This window comes from Luteolibacter yonseiensis (genome assembly GCF_016595465.1).
Classification (GTDB): domain Bacteria; phylum Verrucomicrobiota; class Verrucomicrobiia; order Verrucomicrobiales; family Akkermansiaceae; genus Luteolibacter; species Luteolibacter yonseiensis.
Genome location: NZ_JAENIK010000012.1, coordinates 1,151,716 through 1,170,301 on the forward strand (window position 1 = coordinate 1,151,716; position 18,586 = coordinate 1,170,301).

An 18,586-nucleotide genomic window follows, 5' to 3' on the forward strand; every position below is an offset into this window, starting at 1 on the left:
ACCGGAATGAAGGTCGGGGGATTTCACCGAGGACGCCTGAAAAGCCAGATGCCTGTGGCGAGCAGGCACAGTACCGCGGCACGAGGTTCAGGGACCACGTCGAACTCCAGTTGCCAGCTCACCAAAGTTCCCACATCGCCGCCCTCCATATCGGCGAGAAACAAGCTCCATTGTCCGTTGGGATCCATACCGGTGAAATTGGAGAGCAACGAGGTCCTCGGATCTGCGGCAAGCACAGCATCAGGATCGGTGGTCCGCCCGTCGGGAGCCCATACCCCGCCGAGCTCACCTGCCAGAGGAGTGGTTTCGTTTCCAAAAAGCGTTGTCCGGTAGGTGTGGACATCCCCCGAGGCGGCGTCATCGGAAAACTGTACATTGAAGCCGCTGTCGGAGTATCCCAAACTGTTGGTTGAGGTCCTCCCCACCCGGTTCATGAGCACCGAATTCTTCGAACCTCCGATCAACTGGACATAGTAGTCGCCGGCCATTCCGCCAGTCACCTGGATGCTCACCTTCACGCTCTGGATCTGGTCATAGGCGGTGATCACGGTCCGGGTGTCGCTCAATCCAAGCGCGGAACCATCAGGAATCGCCTGGTTGACGTTGTAATTGAACGTGATGATCGCGGCATCGGTTTCCTCCATCAGAATTACCGATGTCAGAAGACTGGTCAGCAGCGGTGCGAAGCGGCGTATTCTCATAACGGAGGTGGTTCACTCAAACATTGTTCTCAGGGAAGAGCCAGTCGATAGAAGCGGGTCGGGAAACCCGCGGCATCGGCATCCACAAATTCGAAAATTCCGTTGGGCCCCGCAACCTTCGTCGCGAGGGTTGTCCAGTTGACCATGTCGCTGGACGCCTGGATCACGTAACTTCGTCCCGGGATACCCACCATCCTGAGTCCCATCGTGCCATCCGGCAGGGACGACAAGCCTACGGGATTGGCGTTGGTGCCGAAGGCGGACAGCACCGTCACCGTGACGTTGCCAGTCGCGGTTCCTCCGAATCCGTCGGACAGCGAATAGGTGAAGGTGTCGGTTCCCGTGAAAAGATCCGGAGGCGTATAGGTGACCTTGCCGTTCAACAGCGTGATGGTTCCCCCCTGGCTGGTCAGCGGGCCGGGCAAACTTGCCGTCAGCACATCGCCGTCGGCATCGGAATCATTGAGAAGCAACTTCTGGATTTTGATGGCCACAGATTGTCCCTGCATCACCGATGTGGAGTCCGCACCAGCGACCGGAGCGCTGTTGGCACGCACCCGGATGGAAAACGTCGTGGTCGCAATCTGTGAGGGGTTCGCCGTCTCATGAACATTGACCGTGACCGGATAGACTCCCGCTCCAGGACTCGCCGTGGGTGTCCACGTCAGCACGCCCGTCGCGGAATCGATGGAGATTCCGGCGGGAGTCCCTGGTTCCAGACTGTAAACGAGAGCGCTGATGGGAAGATCCAGGTCCATCGCCTGGATACCGAGCGTGAAGGTTTGTCCGATGACCGCGATCTGGTCGTCAACCGGTGTGATCTGCGGTGCCGTGTCCTCGCCCTGGCCAACGAAGGTTGTGCGCGTGACGGCGGCGACGACGAAGTCGCCGGTGTAGGGAACCGCATTCGGCTGGAACGTGCCCGGAGTTTCAGGCAAGCCCAACCAGGAGAACGAGAGTTCAAGCTCGCCCGGAGCCCGCAGAAGATTGATCGTTCCCGCAGAATCGAGCAGTTGGGTGAGATCGAAATAGGCGCTCGATGGCACGTTTCCATCGCCCACAACCGAAATGAGCGGGTACTTGGAGTCCGTTTGTGACACCACCAGCAAGGCTCCCCCCACATTGCCATTGGCGGGTTCCAAAGCTGACAGATCGGCGAGGAGTTGCCGGGCTTCTGGAATGAAAGCAGTGCCGGAAGCGGTGGTGAACTCGGTCAGCGCGCCTGCCGCCAGTTCCGCACCAGCCTCCGACAGGGCGAGCGGTCTGACGAAATAGCGGGTGGCCGGATCCAAGCCGGTGATCCCGGTGATCGCCACCTTTTTCACCCCCATGGCCGCCTGAAGGGTGCGGTTTGCCAGCCGGGCCTCGGGAGTGCTCGACACCTCGCGCCGGGAGTTTTGCAAGGTTTGGATCTCAACACGAACCGAGTTCGTCACATCCTCCGTGCCGGCGGCATCCGTATAGATCTTCAGGCCGGGCTTCGAGGTCTCGGTGACTTTCCACGCCACCGATGCTCCGTGGGATGTCACATTCCCCACGGTGATCTGCTCAAAGGCCGGCAATCCCGAGGCGGTGGCCGATAGCAGCCCCGCGATGGCAAGCAAACGGATGAAAATCATATTCATGGTTTGTCGGTCTGTGGTTGGGACGGTGGTACTTTGAGTTCCCCCTGGCCGAGGGTTCCGGAAATCCGGCCCTTGCCGCGACGGCCTTCGAGCTGGATGGATTCGTCCCCACCGGCGAGGACCAGGATCCGGGAATAGCCCTCGGCATGGAGACGGCGGACGGTTTCCCGGTTGTCGGATTCCACGGTGTCCACCAGGACCACCAGCGGCGGGACAGCTTGAGGGGGGGCGGACTTCGCAGACCTGTCTGACTTCACTGACTTTCCGGGATTCGTGCCGGCAGCCTTGTAGTTCTTGCGGAATTCGGCGAGTCCGCGCTGGTAGGTGCGGTTTCCGGCCTTGCCGCAGAAATCCGAAACCGGCTCCTTCTGTGGAGCGGCGGCAGGCTGCTGGCCGGGTTTGGCCAAGGACTTGACCGTGGAAGCCGGAGGAGCGGCGGGCCGCAGATCCAACAGAACCACCTTCTCCTTCAACCCCGCCAGATCCTCGTAGGTGATATGCTGGACGTCTTCCGAGCGGAGGCCGGCAGGTGATGTCTGGGGAGCTCCGGACAGGGCCTTCCATGCGGCGAAGCCTCCCTCCAAGACCTCGACCTTCCACCCCGGACGTTGGTTCAAGGATGCGGCGATCGCCCCCACATCCACACCGGCCATGCCATCGTCAAAGAGCACCACCGCCGAAAGAGGGGGAAGTTTTTTGGTTTCGATGACCGCGGCGGGAATGTTCATCGCTCCGGGAATGGTTCCCAACTCATACCGGTTCTGGGAACGAAGGTCGATGAGCTGGACGACCTCGCCCGCCTGGAGTTTTCGGGAGAGTTCCGTCGCGGTGATCGCCCGCGACATGGTGCTGAGCCCTGCCAACAGAAGCGCGGCGCGGAGGACATGGGAGGTCAGGTTTCGGGTCATGACAGTTTGGAAAAAATGTAATGTAAGAAAGGTGGTCATGGTTTCCATCCAGAGACAGGATTTTTCATTTCCAACAATAGCGTCGCAACACGCGGGATCGAGAAATCACTGCCGACAAGGCTGCCGTCACCCGCCACCTCGACCGCCCGCCAGCGGCCGGCAAAGGCGTCATAGTAGCGGAGCCCCTTCAAGTTCGCGGCTCCGATGCCGGCGACGACACCGTGGGCGGTCTCGTCCACGGGGAATCCGGTGTGACTGAAAACATTGAGCCCGGGGTAAAGGTCCAGTGTGTTTTCACCACCGGCCCCGAGGTCCGCCATATTGGAGCGGTCGAACTCCACCCAGAGGAAAGTCCCTTCGGTGATCGGGAAATCCTCGCCCGACGCCGACGTGCCGTCGAAGGTCGCCTTTTTCGAAACCAGCGGGCTGAAGGACTCATAAGTGGTCACCGAGGAAATCCCTCCCTGCGTCCCCCAGTCCGCGAGCAACTGGAACGCCGAACCGAACCGGGACGCCAGCGCCGGTGTCACGGCCACCGCATTCGCATTCACCGATACCGGCTGCAGTCCGGGCAACAGCGAGGCCACCGCGCGCTGGCTGGATGTGCCGGGTTCCTCCGTCCAAACCGCGAATCCATTGCCCAGCGAGGCGGAACCGAAATACGATCTCGCACGGGTCAGGGAGACATCGCTCTTCGTCTGGAGGTCCATCAGTCTGAGATTTTCCGTGAGGACACCGAGCGAGTCTTCTTGATAGAGCAGCCACCAGCCGGTGATTTCCGGATTGATCTCGTTGTAAGCCGTGTCCGTCACCCGCTCTTCAACGCCTTTCAGGAGGTCATACAGGTAGATGTCGACCTGGCCGTTGCGGTTGTCCTGCCATGCGATGAGATCGCCGAAAATGACGGGATTGTTCTGGCCGTAGGTATTGTTGGTGATGCGGCGTCCGGTCGTCGCCTCGAGATCGTGGAAGTAAACCTCACCCGGTCCGACATCGCGATGATCTTCCCAAACCACGCGTCCGGCGTGCACGCGCGGACGGAACTGATCCCCTTGCCCGGGGTTCACGATGAAGCGGGCACCCGTTTCCTGATTGCTCGCCTCCACCTGCCACGGCGCGGATGGATTGTCCGCGAGGCGTGTCTGATAAACCACCCACGGCCACGATACCGAAGGATTCACTTCCAGCTTCGAAGCGGAATCGGTGACCACGCCGCTCGCGGAGGTGGCGAGATTTTTCCAGACGATGTCGGTGGTGTTGTCGGAGCGGCGCGCCTGCCAGACCACGTATTGACCATCGGTCGCCGGGTTTTCCTGATTGTAGTCCGGATCCGGTGAAACCGACACGCTGGCGGTACCGGTCGCGAGATTGCGGGCATGGATGGAGGAAACCCCTGCATTGTTCTCCTGCCAGACAGCCCAGTCACCCGCCGCCCTTGTTTTGGCAGCACCCTTGTCCGTGTCGGCAAGCGTGAGCTGGCGGGCGGTCAGCCCTTCGATGACCAGGATCGCGGCGGCGTAGGTCTTGTTGCCGAGAGGGTCGGTCAGGGTGAGCAAGGCGGTGTAAGGTCCGGGAATCTGCGGAACCCCGGAGTCGTCGCGACCATCCCAGGCATAATTCAAGGTCGTGCCGGCCACATTCGGGAAGGTGCGTGTGCGGACGAGGGGAAGGCTTCCGAACTGATAGCCGTAGGTTTTGTCGAATTTCCAAGAAACCTGCGTGGCGGACGCCTCCGGCTGCCACGCGCCTCCCCTTCTGCCGATGAATTTCACGGTTTGATCCCCCTCTGCCAAACGCTCCAGAACCAACGGGACGGAAAGCGCCGCCTCAGGACGATAGTAGCTGTTGTTTCCAATCGTCCAGCGGTAGAGCGATGCCGTCGCATCCGAAGGATTCAGGGTGACATTCGCCGCGTTGTTCGACGGGGTGGCGGGAACTCCGGCGACATCCAGCGCGGGTGCGGTGCCGGAAACAGTCCATGCCACCTGCAAGGCGGAACTTTCTTCCGGAAACGAACCGAGGGTCGGCCGGGCGAGCACCGAGACCGTCACACCACCCGAAAGCCCCGACAACCCGATGGTCTGTGAGACAGGGCGTTCCTCGCTCCAAGGTCCGCCGTTGACGGAGTATTTGTAGAAATCAGTGAACTGCCCGCTGACAGTGAGACTGGCGGTCGCACGGGATGTGGGCGTCGGAGGAACTCCCGCGATGGAAGGCCAGGCCATAACGCCCTGATAGATCTTGAGGTCGCCATTGATGGTCAGGGCGGAGGGAGGAATGGCAGCAGTGATCGGAATGGTCCCCGCACGGGTCGAAAGCAGGTTGGTCGGGAACATGCTGGGACGTTCCAACACCAACTGCGGCGGAGCGTCGGCACCCGGCACCACCACCGTCGCGGTCTTCGCGGTTTCGGCATTTCCGGCCGAGTCCGTCGCATGATAGTCGATCACATAAATCCCCGGAGCACCCAGGGTGAATGGCAGACCGGGCCGGTAGGCCGCGCCGTTGATCCGATAGACGATGGACACCGGACTCTGGTCCTCGGAGGTGAAATAGAGCTGGGTGGTGCCAACCGTGTAGAATTTCCCCGCGCTTTCGGTAACCTCACCATTGAAACGAAGCCGTGTCACCGGAGCGGTGTTGTCCACGACCCCTTGCTGATAGGTGATGCTGTAGGTGTAGGTCTGGCCGTTCTGGACACGGTCGAAGATGTTCAGATAGGTCAGCTTCTGGTTGTCCGTGCGGCGGTAGCGGATGTTCGTCCACACGTTGCGCGGGTTGAGCACCTTGCCATCCGACCGGACCACGCTCTGGATGCCGAAGAGGGCTTGGGCCGGATCGTCCAGACGCATGTAACCCCAGCCCTCCCGGTCAGCGTTCAGCGTGACAACGGCGTTCGCGGCACCTGTCGCACCGGAGATGGTCGCATCCTGCAAATGGTTCACCGGCAGGATCGAGCCGTCGGTTTCATAAAGGGCGTCGGGAATCATGTTTTCGTCGCGGTCGGTATCCGCCAGGAAATCGAGGAGGCGGTCGCGTCCGGGTTCGTCGTTGATGACCTCGGCGGCGATGAAGTGGGCGTTCAGCGACTTGATCACGGAAGTATCACGTCCGCCGAGTTCATCGGCATGGGTGAAGGAAGCCTTGAAGTCGACGAACTCTCCCGACAACGTCGTGATCATGTCCCAGGCTCCCTTGCGGGTTTCGCCGGGATTGATGTCTCCCAGATCAACCAACAGCGATGACTCGTTGAGCGGAGAATCCTGGACCCGCGCGCCGAGCAAACGGGCGACCAGCAACAGTCCGTTCTTATTCTCCGTGATCTTCGGCTGCTGGGAATTGATCTTCAGCTTTTTCGCGACGCCGTGTCCCGCGTTGTGCACCATGACACCAAGGGTGAACGGCCGGGCGCTTTCCACTTCCGGTGTGAAAGGATCATCCGCGGTTACGTCGCGAGGTTGGAAATAAGTGATCTCCAGCTGCGGCTCGGGCTTCACCGTGATGGTGTCCTCCACCACCAGCAAGGTCTCAGCAGGAAGCGGCTCGCCACGCATTTTCGCGGCGAGGCTGCAACCGATGGCATATTCCAATCCCTGCGGATTGGTGCCTCCCGTGGCGATCTTGGGGATCAGGAACCAGCGGACCACCGCCTTCTTGGTGGGTTCGACAACACCGGTCCCGTCGATACGGTTGATGTTTTCAAACGTCGGTGGCTGCACGAAGAACAGGTTGGAAGCATCGTTTCCGGTCACTGGATCGCGGAACGTCAGCTTCGCGGAGAAATCCGTGATCGGGTCCGCACCATCGTTGTTGGTCACCTCGAGGGTGGCTTCGAAACCGATGCGCTCCACGGTGAGTTCCTGGGCGATGGCGATTTTCACCCTTGAGCAGAGTCCCTGGAACTGTTGCTGGGCACGTCCGTACGGAGCTGCAAGCAACGAGAACGCCGCGATCAGGACGCAAAGCAGGCGATGCATGGGTTCGTGTTTCATCGAAGGGGTGCGGTGGAGATTTCTGTCTTGGGGAAGGCGGACTGGTCTCCGGTTTTCTGAAGGCCGCAGAGATCCTGGACCATCACGCCGGAAGCGAAGAAGGCGTTGGCGGCATTCACCTCGAGGGTGTAGACCTTGTGGCGTCCGGGGATCGGCTCATTGGCCGCGACCTCCAGCAGCGCACCGCTTTCGTGGTGCACCCAGTCGCCGGGTTTGAGTTCGGATGCCGCGGTCCAGCCGTTTGTATCCGCCCACACCAGATGCTCGCCGGTGATCTGGAGGTCAAGGTCCCCGTCACCCAACGGCTCGCGGCCGGCGCGGACTTCGCGGAACGTGAGCCTGCGGAGTGTTTCCGACTCGCGGATGATCAGGTCCTCGGCCTCTCCGTAGTGACCTTGCCACACCGAACTCCGGACCTTCTGGCCTTTTTTGACCTGCTCGATGGGCACCCGCGTGCCGTCCGACAATGTCACGGGCGTCCCCGCCGGGAAACAACCCCGGCCTTCGAAGCCGCCCCCGTTTCCGTTACCAGGCCCTCCGCCGCCTGACGGGATGCCGAAGTCCTTGAAATAGTTCGCAAACACGCACCCGAGGAACTTCCCGAGGGTTTCGGCGATGGCTTCCAGCCCGACGAAGCCCATGATGAAGTCCACGGTGTCGATCGTGACGATGAGCGAGCAGACCAGCGCGGCGGTCATGCCGTCGGTGCACTGGGCGATGGCCTTGCCGATGGCGTTGATGCCTGCCATGAAATCATCGTCAAGGATGTTGGGCTTGAAGCTGGCATCCGCACAACCCGAGATCGAGCCCCCCAGATCCGAGGATGTCACGGCACCCGTGCCCTCGGAGCCGAGGCCATTGCGGTTCCACAACAGGCGGAACGGTACCAGCACCTCCTCCTGCGCCCGGAGCTCCGGCATGTAGTTCACCAGCGGCTGGAGCGATGCATACGACGAGGTTTCTCCCTGCAACTGCACGTCGAACATGCTGATCAACCCTTCGTTCCGGACCTTGACCAGCAATGTGGTTTCAAACTGATCCGGGATATCCGTGAACTTGAAAGAAGGAGGATCAAACACCAGCACCGGGAAGGGCACCCGGGTTTCGAACGTCTGCTCGATGATGATTTCGTAACGGTCGGTGAAGGGTTTCGGGACGACCGAGAACTCGACGGTGACCAGCGATTTGGAGAGCCGTGTCTGGACGAGGTTGACTTGTCCGGGAACGACGTCGATGGTCCCCGTCTGGGTCGAGTGACCCGCCGCGGTGACCTGCCACGACCAGGTGCCTTCCTGCAGGTTCGGCACGGTGACCTCGCCGTTCGCATCTGTCAGGAATGGTCCGAGTTCCTCGCGCAGGTTGGGATTGCGCAAGCGGACTTTCGCATTCGGAACCGGATCCACGAAGATGTTGTCCACCGCGAATTTCACATCGCCGACCAGCGAGCTGGTGACCTGCGGGAAGACATTCACCCGGAAAGGAGTCTGGAGGTTGGAAGCCCTGACTTCGAAGAATCCGTTGTAAAGTCCCAGCGGCACGTTGTCGGACGGGGCGAAGGAAACACCGAAGGTCACGCTGCCGCCGACCGGAATGTCCTGCAGCAGGATGCGCCCGTCCGAGGTGCGGGGAAGGTTCACGTCCACCCAATCCAAATTGGCAGGAAGGAACATTTCCGGATTTTCAACCGGACGGAGCCCCAGGTTCTGAAGCGTGACCTGATAGCTGCGGATGCTGCCACGGTTCACCGAACCTTCCACATACCCCACCTTGGGACTGGAGAACGACAAGGCCGGCACCGCCGGACGCAGGCTCAGGCTTCCACGGAACGTGGCCGAGGCACCATCGGCGGAAAGCAATGTGAGATCAATCAGCGCGTTATCCGGAGCGTCGAGGTCAGCCGTCAGGCGGACCGCGGCGCTGCGCTGTTCGTTCGGCAGGATGTCGAACGGCGAACCCAGCAACGCGGCCCTGATGGAAGAAATTTCAACTTCGTTGCTTCCGTCCATCACAAAGACCCTTGCGCTGACGTCCACCTGCGAGGCGGGGAGATCCCCCGGATTCACGGCACTCAGGGTGATGTCGAGCGTGTCGTTTTTCGACATCACGATGTCTCCGCGACCGGGCGTGACGTAGAGCCTGCGGTAGTCGATGGTGACCTGGTTGAGCTGGTCCACCACATCCGGATGTGCGGCCCAGATGTTCAGGCGGCCCGCGAAACCGATGACCGGGGTATAGTCGAACTGGTAGTTTCCGGAACCGTCGGTGGTGACATCCTGCCAGGTGACGAAGCCGCGGGCTCCGAAGCCGAGACGCAGAGGCTTGTTCGCAAGCGGCAGCAGGGTTGTCCGGTCGATCGCCTGACCGGTGATGCGGACCTGCTCGTTGTTCGCGTAGGAGGTCTTGGCGGTGGCGGCGGTGCCATAGTAGGGTGTCTCGACCAGCGAGGAAACCGTCTGGCCGCCGATGCTTCCCGCACCGGTGAGATCACCCGTTCCGAGGCGGTAGCGGATGGCGGCGATATCGAGTATGAACGTGGCGCTGAGTCCGGCCCGTCCGAGCGATTCCGGGACGAAGATCTGAGGAATGGTGAACGAGCGGGAGCCCGAGGGCGGAATGGTGATGTAGGCGGCGCCCGCGCCATCCACCGTCACAGGACTGACGCCGGTGCCCTTGAACGGCTTGCGGTAAACCTCGACTCCCGAAGGATCGAGCACCCGCACCGAGACATCTCCCGGTTCGTTTCCGAAACTCCGGCCGATGATGATCTCGATCGGCACCGAGGATGGATTGAAGATGGTGGCGACGAAATCGGTGAGGCCACCCGCAAGCGGAGGTGACACCGGCTGCAGGGTCGCGATGTTCGGAGACCGCACCGCAGCCCGCTTGGTGAAGGATTTTTCATAGCTGACCCGTCCGCCACTCGGATCGGCGGGGCCGCGCGCGAGCAACTGGATGGTCTGCGGAACGCCCTGCACGCGGGGTGCGGGCACGATCCAGTCCATGTTTCCGGTCTCACCCGGGTTCAGCGAGAGGGAAGCCGTTGTTCCGGTCTCCAGCGAATCGGCGGCACCGGCCGTGCGGATGATGTCGAAGCGTTCGATGCGGAGTGTGCCGGACGCGGCCACGTTCGTCACGACCGGGCGCAGGGAATCGAAGTAGAACTGGGCGCTGTCCCGCTCCACTCCGTTCGCGTCGGGATTGAGCAGCAGGTTGATGCCAGCGGCGATCGCGGTCAGGCTGCGGCGCGGACTCTCATTTCCGGCGGCATTGCGGGCGGTGACTTCGTAGGTGACGCTCGTGGTGCCGAGCGGCAGTTGGTCCACGAAGAAGGTGTTCGTGAGCGGAGCACCGTTTTGTTTGGTTCCGTTCCGATAGACATTGTAGCCGGTGACCGTCGCGTCATCGGACTGCCAGGAAATGGAGGTGGCCGAGTCATCCCTGACCAATACCTGCATGTTTTTGACGGGACTGACCAACAACTCGATGGTGACCGGAGTGGCGAAATTCTCATTGCCATGCGAATCCACACTCGCGACGCGGTATTCATGGCTGCCACGCGGCGGATTGTCATTGATCGTGACAGGAGTCGGGCTGGTGAAGATCGAAGTGTCGCCGCGATAGACGTGGTAGCTGTAAGGTGTTTCTCCGGACGAGGGGGCCGACCAGGAAACGGACACTCCGGTTCCGCCGAGCGTCGCGGCGAAATTCTGCGGAGCGGGTGGCGGAGTACGGTCCGACAAGGCATTGAGCACACCCGAAGCAGGACTGTCCGCACCTCGCAGTGTGGCTACGATCGCATAGGTGTAAATGCCGTCGGCGGGTGGCGTGTCCGTGAAATCGCTGGTGGCGAGATTGTCCGCGACGAGCAGCGCGGGCACCGTGGCGTTGTTACCGGGTTCCCGGTAAATTTTGTATGATTCGGCACGGGGAACATCATCCCAGTTGATGAGAATCCGGCCGCCGGCGAGAGTCCGGCCGCTCAACCCGGTGGGCCGGGCCGGAGGATCCGGCAGGGCGGTGTTGTAGATCTCCAGGGTGCCCGGCGCCACGACGGTACCCACATTGCCGGAACGATCGGTGACACTCAGGCGGAAAAATCCCGTGCCACGTCCCATCGCGGGAGTCATCGGAAGCGAACCGGTCCACGACAATCCTGATCCGGTCAGAATAATCGGAACATCCGCGCCGACGGGCGGCTCGAACCGCAGCGTCGGGGTCGATCCGACGGCGGGCGGTTCCGACAATTGAAGGCCGAGTTGGAGGGTGACCCCGGTCTGCGTCTGGATTGGAGCCGCCCTGTCGTAGGAAACGAGGGCGGTTGGTTTCGTGACATCGAAGCTCAGTGCGGGTCCCGCCGGACTGCCGGTGAAGTTGTTACCCGCAAGGTCGGTCGCCGAGGCGATTACCGTCGCGGTTCCCGACTTCGCCGACAGATCGGTGACCGCGAAGTTCGCGGTGAACTGAGTGGGTGACTGGCGGATGAGCGTGACAGCCACCACCTCTCCCGAGCCTGCCGGACGGATCGAGAACACCGGTGTGGCCACCAGGGCCTCGCTCGATGTCACGGTGATGACCAGATTTCCAGGACCTGCGGGAAGGGCTCCGTCATACGCGACCGTCAGGACAGGTTTGGAGAAATCCAGGGTGATCGCCCGCTGGTTGGAAAGCGGGCTCGCATTTCCCGCGTCGTCGTAGCCGACGATCGAGAAATACCACATGCCGTCGGGCAGGCTGCTGAGGACGCTCGAGGTTTGTCCTTCGATCAAGTCGCTCTGGCCGGATGCCTCGCTGGTTTGGTTGAACGGCGCGTTTTTCCAGAAAGCCTTGAATTTCGAGGGTCTCTCCCCTGTCACCGCGTATTGCCATTCAAGACGCAGTCCGCTTCCGGCCAAATATGCCGGCTCAAGCAGGACAGGAGCCGCCGGTGGTCCGGAATCGAAGACCACGGTCACCGGTGCCGACGAGGCGGAGCCCAAGCTGTCGAACGCGTCGACGACGATCTTGTTGTTACCCTCGACCAACGATACTCCGGACACGCTGAACGAACCGTCCGGAGCCGCGCTGACCGCCCCGGAAACCGTCGCCCCGTTTCGCGTGATCCGCAGGGAGATTCCGGGTTCGGCGCTACCGGTGACGGTCGCGCTGCCCACGTTCGTCACGCTGGCATTGACCGGCAGGACGATCACCGGAGCCGGTGGCGGCCCGGGATTGGCAACCACATTCAACGCCCTGCCCGATTCATTTCCGGCCAGGTCCCTCGCCCGGAGTTCCACCCGATGGATTCCGCTGGAAAGCGTGCGCGGATCCCACAAAGTGTTGAAGGAAGACGACGAACTGCGGGCCACGGCCACGCCATCCACCAGCAAGTCGATCCATTTCACGCCGAGAGGCGCTGTCGCGGCACCTGTCACCGCGAGGAGACGGGAAACGACCTGACCCTCTGAAAGGCTGAAAGCCGCGATCGAAGGTCCGCCGGTGATGTAATTGAAGTTGACCGACAGGGTTCCGCCAGCGGTCGAGGTCCCGCTGTTCGTCTGGAGATAGACCGGCTTCAATCCGGCACCTGCGGACAACCTGTATGGCAGAACGAAACCGTAAGGACGGATGCGGTAGGATTCGTCCGAAGCGAACAAATCGGTGAAAGCGACGCCCGGGAAAGCCGCGTTCTCGCTCAACCTGTATTTCACCGCGTTCACGGCCATCAAACGCAGTTCGACATCGCGCGATCCGGTATCGGTGGTTCCGGACGCGGAAGCCAGCGCGCTGCCGATCACAGGCTCACCGGTCAGGGGAGTCACTGCGGAAACCGTGCCGGCCAAGGACGCGCTGATCGTGCTGGCGGACGAACTGCCCCACCAGTTGGACGCGGCGTCGAGAACCGCGGTTCCCGATTGGGTGGCGTTGCTGGTGGTGTTCGTGAGGATGACCGATTGGCGGACTTTCACATTCGAGCTGCCTGATGCGGTCAGTCCGTTTTCATTGAATGCCAGATAGCACGACGCGGCATCGATCCGCGCGTCGTTGGATACGGAAATGCCAGCACCGCTGTTCTGCACCGCGTAAATATTGGAAACCAGCGGACTTCCCTTCGTGATCCGGAGACCACCGCCGTAACGCACCCACACACGGCTCAATTCCGAGACACCTGTGGAAGACGACAGGGTAATACCATCCCATGCTCCGCGGGCCGGTGACGCACCTTCCGCATCCGAAGTGAAATGGATGGGCAGCAGGTCCGTGCCATTGGCAACGATCTTTCCATTGAGAACCTCGATTCCGGTCCCGGAGGCGAACCGCAGGGTGGTCCCCGGTGCGATGGTCAGAACCGCGCCATCCTGGAGAATCAGATCGGCGTGGATCGGAATGACGGCCGTCGGACCGCCGATGCTCAGGTTCGCCCGCAGGGTTCCCGCAAGTGGATCGGTCCATGACAGCGGGGCCACCGCCGGATTGAATTGCCCGAGGCCGTTGTAAGCCACCACCGCGAGGTAGTAGGTCTGCGTCCGGTTGAGGGAACCCACGTCAAACGTCTTCGTGGAGGCCCCGACATCCCCTACCGGAGTCAAACCGGAAACGGTGGTGAACGGCGTGTTCTGGACGAAGACCTTGAAACGCGACAAGCCTACGAGCGTCGAGGTATCGTAGGTGCTCCAGTCCAGGCGCACCGAGTCAAGTCCGGTGGTGGTCAGCACCGGAGTGACCGGAGGTGGCACCTCGCTCTGCAGGACAATGCGGACCGGAGTCACCGCAAGGCTTGAATTGCCAGCCACGTCGACCGCGGTGACCGCAGCGAAATACTCGCGATCGGGAACCAGACCCGCGAAGACATTCGAGCGGGCGGAAGCATTTCCGCCTCCCTTCGCGGACAATCCGGCCACCGAGGTGAAATTCGTTTCCTCGATGTAATAACGGAAGCCGCTCAAATCGGCGGGTGCGCCATACGATCCCCACCCGATCGTTGCGGACGTGGGGCCGGTCGCGGTGATGGCAGGAACCGGGTTTGCAGGGACCAGGGCGTCAACGGTGAAGCCGTAGGATTCATCCGGATCCATCACCCTGCCGTCCCCATCGGTCGCACCTGTGATGCGGAGGGTATAAGCACCTCCGTTGGTGGCACCGAAGCCGACGCCGGAACTGCGGAAATGGCGGGCATCGGTCCAGACACCTCCGGCCGGCACCGCTGGAACCGCCGCGGCGTTTCCACTCAGGAGCGAGAACACCGGCACCACCGAGGTGGACATGTCACGATCGAATGTGGCGGTGAAGGTCACGCCGGACGAAATGGGAATCAATGTCCCGGCACTCGATGCCACACCCACAACCTTCGGTTTGAGAGAACGTTCCTGATAGATCGCTGTATATTGGAGCGCGGCGGCATCCAGCGTCGTGACCGTCTTGGTGAACGACGGCGACGTTCCGAGAAACTGGCCGTTCAGCTCGATTCGTTGGAACAGGAATTCAGACCCGTTCTTTTCAACCTTGGCGGGTGCGGTGATCGTCAGCGACTGGCCGTTGGTATAGGTCCCGGATCCCGGGATCACCGCCAGATCGGCCGGCTGTGTCGCGGTGGTCACGACGTGGCTCGGCACCGACTCCCTGAAGAACGCGATGATGTTCCGGTTCGCGGTGGCGGTGAAGGAGAGCGGTGAAGTGTTGCCTATGCTGGAGCCCCCTTCTTCCCAGTGATCGAAGAGGTATCCGGCCGCGGGATTCGGAGTCAGCGAAACCGGCGTGTTGATGGGGAAATTTCCAGTTCCCGAGACACTCCCTGTCCCCGGCACAGCCACTGTGACGGCTACCTGGAACTGTGGCAGTCCGAAGACGGCCACCAGATTGCGATCACGCGTCGGAACAAAGGTATAGGTCGCCTGCCCGCTCGCGAAAGCGCCGTCTTCCGTCCAGTTGAGGAAGACATAGGGAAGGACCGAGGTATTGGCCGTCGCGGTGACAGTGGCGGGCAAGCCCTCGCGGAGCGCACCTCCGCCGGTCACGCCGCCCCCACCCGCCGGAGAAGCGGAAACGGCGACGTTATACAGCCGGTAGATCCGGAAATTGTCCTGCACCGCGTTTTGTTCCGCGCTGGCATGACCACCCGTCCCGAACTCATATAACAGGTCGCCGGAATCGGCCGATACCGTGACCAGATAGTAGCCCGGCGCGGATGTGTTGATCTGGCGCGATTGGGTGATGGCGGCAGTTGCCGCCAAAGGCGAACCTACGGGAATGGTGACATCCTGGACCAGTTGCGAATTCGTCGTGTTGAGCACCTGCAGCCGTGTCGTGTGCCCGGCAGCCGCCGTTCCGGTTCCTTTGTTCGTGATGTTCCAGGAAATCGTCCGGTTGCCGTCGCCGTCGGGTTCCGAAATCGCAAGCTCTTCGGGCGAAAGGTCGGGATAGTCCTTCAGGATCACATTGAACGGATTCGAGGTCGCCGTGATGTTGTCCCCTTCCTGGAGAATCTCGTCCACGTTGTTGGCGGAGTCTGTTTTAACCAGAAGATAGAAGGATCCCGGCAGACCGTCCTTCAGTGCGAGCGATTGGTTCACGCTGTAACCCGCACCGGCGGCGAGGCTTCCATTGTGGGTGAGGAGGGCCAGTTGGATGTCGTCGGCATCTCCATAGACCGCATTTTGCGACATCACCACTCGATCCACCCAAATGCTCGCGCTGGTCGCCAGATTTCCAACGTTGCTAACGGTATAGCTGAGGTTGATGCTGTCACCAGTCTTGAGACCCGGCGTCGTGATATCGTCGAGACGGGTGACGCGGAGGTTCGGGAAATTGATCGCGGATGTCGGCAGGACACGGGCATCGAGAATATAGTCGCCGTTGAGTCCCGTCGTGCCGAGGCTACCCCGGATCAGCGCGTAGTAACGACCCGTGGTCGGGATCTGGATTTCCGCCGAACCATCTCCCGCCACGCCATTGGTTTCCGCCATGAGCGTTCCCGCCTGCGAATAAATCGCGACAATCGGGCCGAGGGTGGATCCGGCCGGATGCCGCGCCGTCAGGAACACGGTGTTGCCGGAGGAAATTTGTCCGAGATCGAAATAATCGAGCTCCGCATTGGTGCTGATGAATCCCGCGATCGAAGCGGTGGAAATTCCTCCGACCTGGGCGAATGTCACCGGGTCGGCCGTGCCGAGCGAGTCGTTCTGCTCGCTCTCGGATTGCATCCCCCGCATGAGCGAAACCCTGAACCGGTGCTCGGTGCGGATCCCGTGGTAATCGTCGATTCTCAGACGGTAGTCACCCGTCTTGGCGAGCGTGATCGGGTTGTTGGACTCGAGGCTGTTGCTGGCCAGATTCCGCTCGAAAACCACCTGCCCGTCCGGGTCGGTGAGATACCAGTTGAGCATGTAGCTATCAGGCTCGAACGGCATCGCCACCTCGAAGGCCATCACGTCTCCGGCTTCGGCGGGGAATGTCCAATATTCGATGTCTTCCGAACTGGACAGCACACCGCGGGCATTGGCGGTGAGATAACCGGGGATGCTGGTATCGAAAACCAGCAGACCGGCGGACGTACCGGAATTGTTGGGTTCCGTCTCGGTGGCAAAGCCGGACGGTCCGGTGATGGTGAACGCCCGCTGGAACGGCAGCGGCAGGTTGTTTCCTGTTTTGTCGCGCAATCCCGAGGTCGCGGTGAAGACATAGTTGCCCGGCCGCAACGGCCCGTTTGAGATCGTGTAATTGTTCGACAGTCCTGACGTGTAGTTCGCCGGAATCACCGGAATCACCGAATCATCCGCTGTCGAAAACGACCCATCCGGACCGGCCCAGACCAACGTGTAGTTCGACGCGTTGGTCACCGTCGTCGCCAGCATGTCCTTGTTGAATGAAAGGCTGAACGAAGTCACCAACGCCTCCCCGGAAGGATTCGGCAACGTGCAGGCGGTGATCGTCGGCGGCACCGTGTCCGAGATCGCGATGTCCGCGAAATACTCCGCCATCAGCCCCAGACCCGAACTCCCGCCCACACGCACGTAATACGTCGACTCGTCACCCGCCTTCAGCGTGTACACCAGCCGCGTCGCAGTCACCTCGTCCGGCGCCATTTGCGTCCCGTCCGCCTTGAACAGCGCCAGCGTCGGAACCAGCCCGGACGTCGACGGCAGACGCACCGTCACCCCCACCTGCGTCCCGGACGCCAGATTGCCCAGGCCATACCAGTCGCCCGACGTGTCGTATCCCGCCAGGTAGCCGCCCACCGTCGCGCCGAGCGAGTTGCCCGACAGCGTGAACGAAACCCCGTCCGCCTGCGAAAGCTGGTCGTTGCCCTCGCTCTCCACCTGCGTCCCCACCGGGGCCAGGCTCGCCCGGAAACGATACTCGCCACGATAACCGTAGTAGGGGCTCACCCGCACGTAGTAGGTCCCGTCGCGCGGGATCACCACCGGCGGACTCTCGCCGCGCCAGCCCGCATTGGTGTTGGCGAAACTGGTGAGACCCGCGCCGGTCTCGTCCAGCACCTCCCAGCCCAGCCCGGCCGCCTCCGTCGCCGTCGAGTGGTCCACCGCCACCGTCAGCACCTGGCCCCGCGACGCCGTAAAACTCCAATAATCGCGGTCCGGGTCGTCCGACAAAAATCCCCGCCCGAAGCCGTGGCGGATCCCCGTCGCCGTGTCGTCCGCCGCCAGCGGCGCCCGCGCGTTGCCGTCGAGCACCCGCAGCACATGCTCGTCATTGTCCGCCACGACGAGCTCGGCCCGTCCGTCCCCGTCCAGGTCCGCCGCCGCCACCCCGTAGGTGTTGTACCAGTTGCGCCGCACGTAGCTGAAACCGAACGTCCCGTCCGCGCGGTTCGACGCCACCGTCAGGTGGTCGTAGCCGCCCAGCAGCAGGTCCGGCCACGAATCCCCGTTGACATCCGCCACCTTCACGAACTCGTTGTAGTAGCCGTAGTTCAACAGGAAATCCACCCGCGTCCCGAACGTCCCGTCGCCGTTGCCCGGGAAGATCCAGTAGCTGTAGGCCGGGTTGTCGTTGGCCACCGCCACCAGGTCCGGATTGCCGTCACGGTTGAAATCCGCCACCTTCAGGTCCGACACGTTCGGACCGTCCGGCATGTCGAGGAACGACGGCGCGCCGAACGTCCCGTCCCCCACCCCGAGGAACACCGCCAGCCGGTCGCCGTTGTCCATGTCGCCCACCGCGAGGTCCGCCTTGCCATCCTTGTTGAAATCCCCCGACGTGATCCCCCACGGCCGGATCTTCGGAGCCAGCGACAACCCGAGCCTGCTCTCGGTGAACGAACCCGCCTTGTCGTTGAGAAGCACCGAGACCGAATAGCCCGTCGTCCCGTCCGTCCCGTTGTTGGAGACCACCAGGTCCGGATAACCGTCCGCGTTGAAATCCCC

At 61.8% G+C, this 18,586-nt stretch carries 5 protein-coding genes; all 5 read right to left on the reverse strand.

Features of this window, described 5'->3' with window-relative positions; all coding sequences use genetic code 11:
- Positions 1-23: 23 nt before the first annotated feature.
- Complete coding sequence (locus tag JIN84_RS20460; protein ID WP_200352931.1) at positions 24-701, reverse strand: proprotein convertase P-domain-containing protein; 678 nt, start codon at positions 699-701, stop codon at positions 24-26.
- A gap of 29 nt (positions 702-730) precedes the next feature.
- A complete protein-coding gene (locus tag JIN84_RS20465) occupies positions 731-2,326 on the reverse strand; it encodes a cadherin-like domain-containing protein (protein WP_234043588.1) in 1,596 nt (531 codons plus the stop codon).
- On the reverse strand, positions 2,323-3,234 hold the full coding sequence (locus JIN84_RS20470) for a rhodanese-like domain-containing protein (protein WP_200352933.1): 912 nt from the start codon (positions 3,232-3,234) through the stop codon (positions 2,323-2,325). The genes JIN84_RS20465 and JIN84_RS20470 overlap by 4 nt, the downstream gene beginning before the upstream one ends.
- 35 nt (positions 3,235-3,269) lie before the next feature.
- Entirely contained in the window at positions 3,270-7,226 is a 3,957-nt protein-coding gene (locus tag JIN84_RS20475) for a hypothetical protein (RefSeq protein ID WP_200352934.1), read from the reverse strand.
- A partial coding sequence (locus JIN84_RS20480; RefSeq protein ID WP_200352935.1) for an FG-GAP-like repeat-containing protein occupies positions 7,223-18,586 on the reverse strand: 11,364 nt, incomplete at its 5' end. The genes JIN84_RS20475 and JIN84_RS20480, both read right to left, overlap by 4 nt.

What these genes read in the sequence shown, in the direction of transcription:
- JIN84_RS20475 (WP_200352934.1), bottom strand. Translation starts at nt 7,226, where the DNA reads ATGAAACACGAACCCATGCATCGCCTGCTTTGCGTCCTGATCGCGGCG.
- JIN84_RS20460 (WP_200352931.1), bottom strand. Translation starts at nt 701, where the DNA reads ATGAGAATACGCCGCTTCGCACCGCTGCTGACCAGTCTTCTGACATCG.
- JIN84_RS20470 (WP_200352933.1), bottom strand. Translation starts at nt 3,234, where the DNA reads ATGACCCGAAACCTGACCTCCCATGTCCTCCGCGCCGCGCTTCTGTTG.
- JIN84_RS20465 (WP_234043588.1), bottom strand. Translation starts at nt 2,326, where the DNA reads ATGAATATGATTTTCATCCGTTTGCTTGCCATCGCGGGGCTGCTATCG.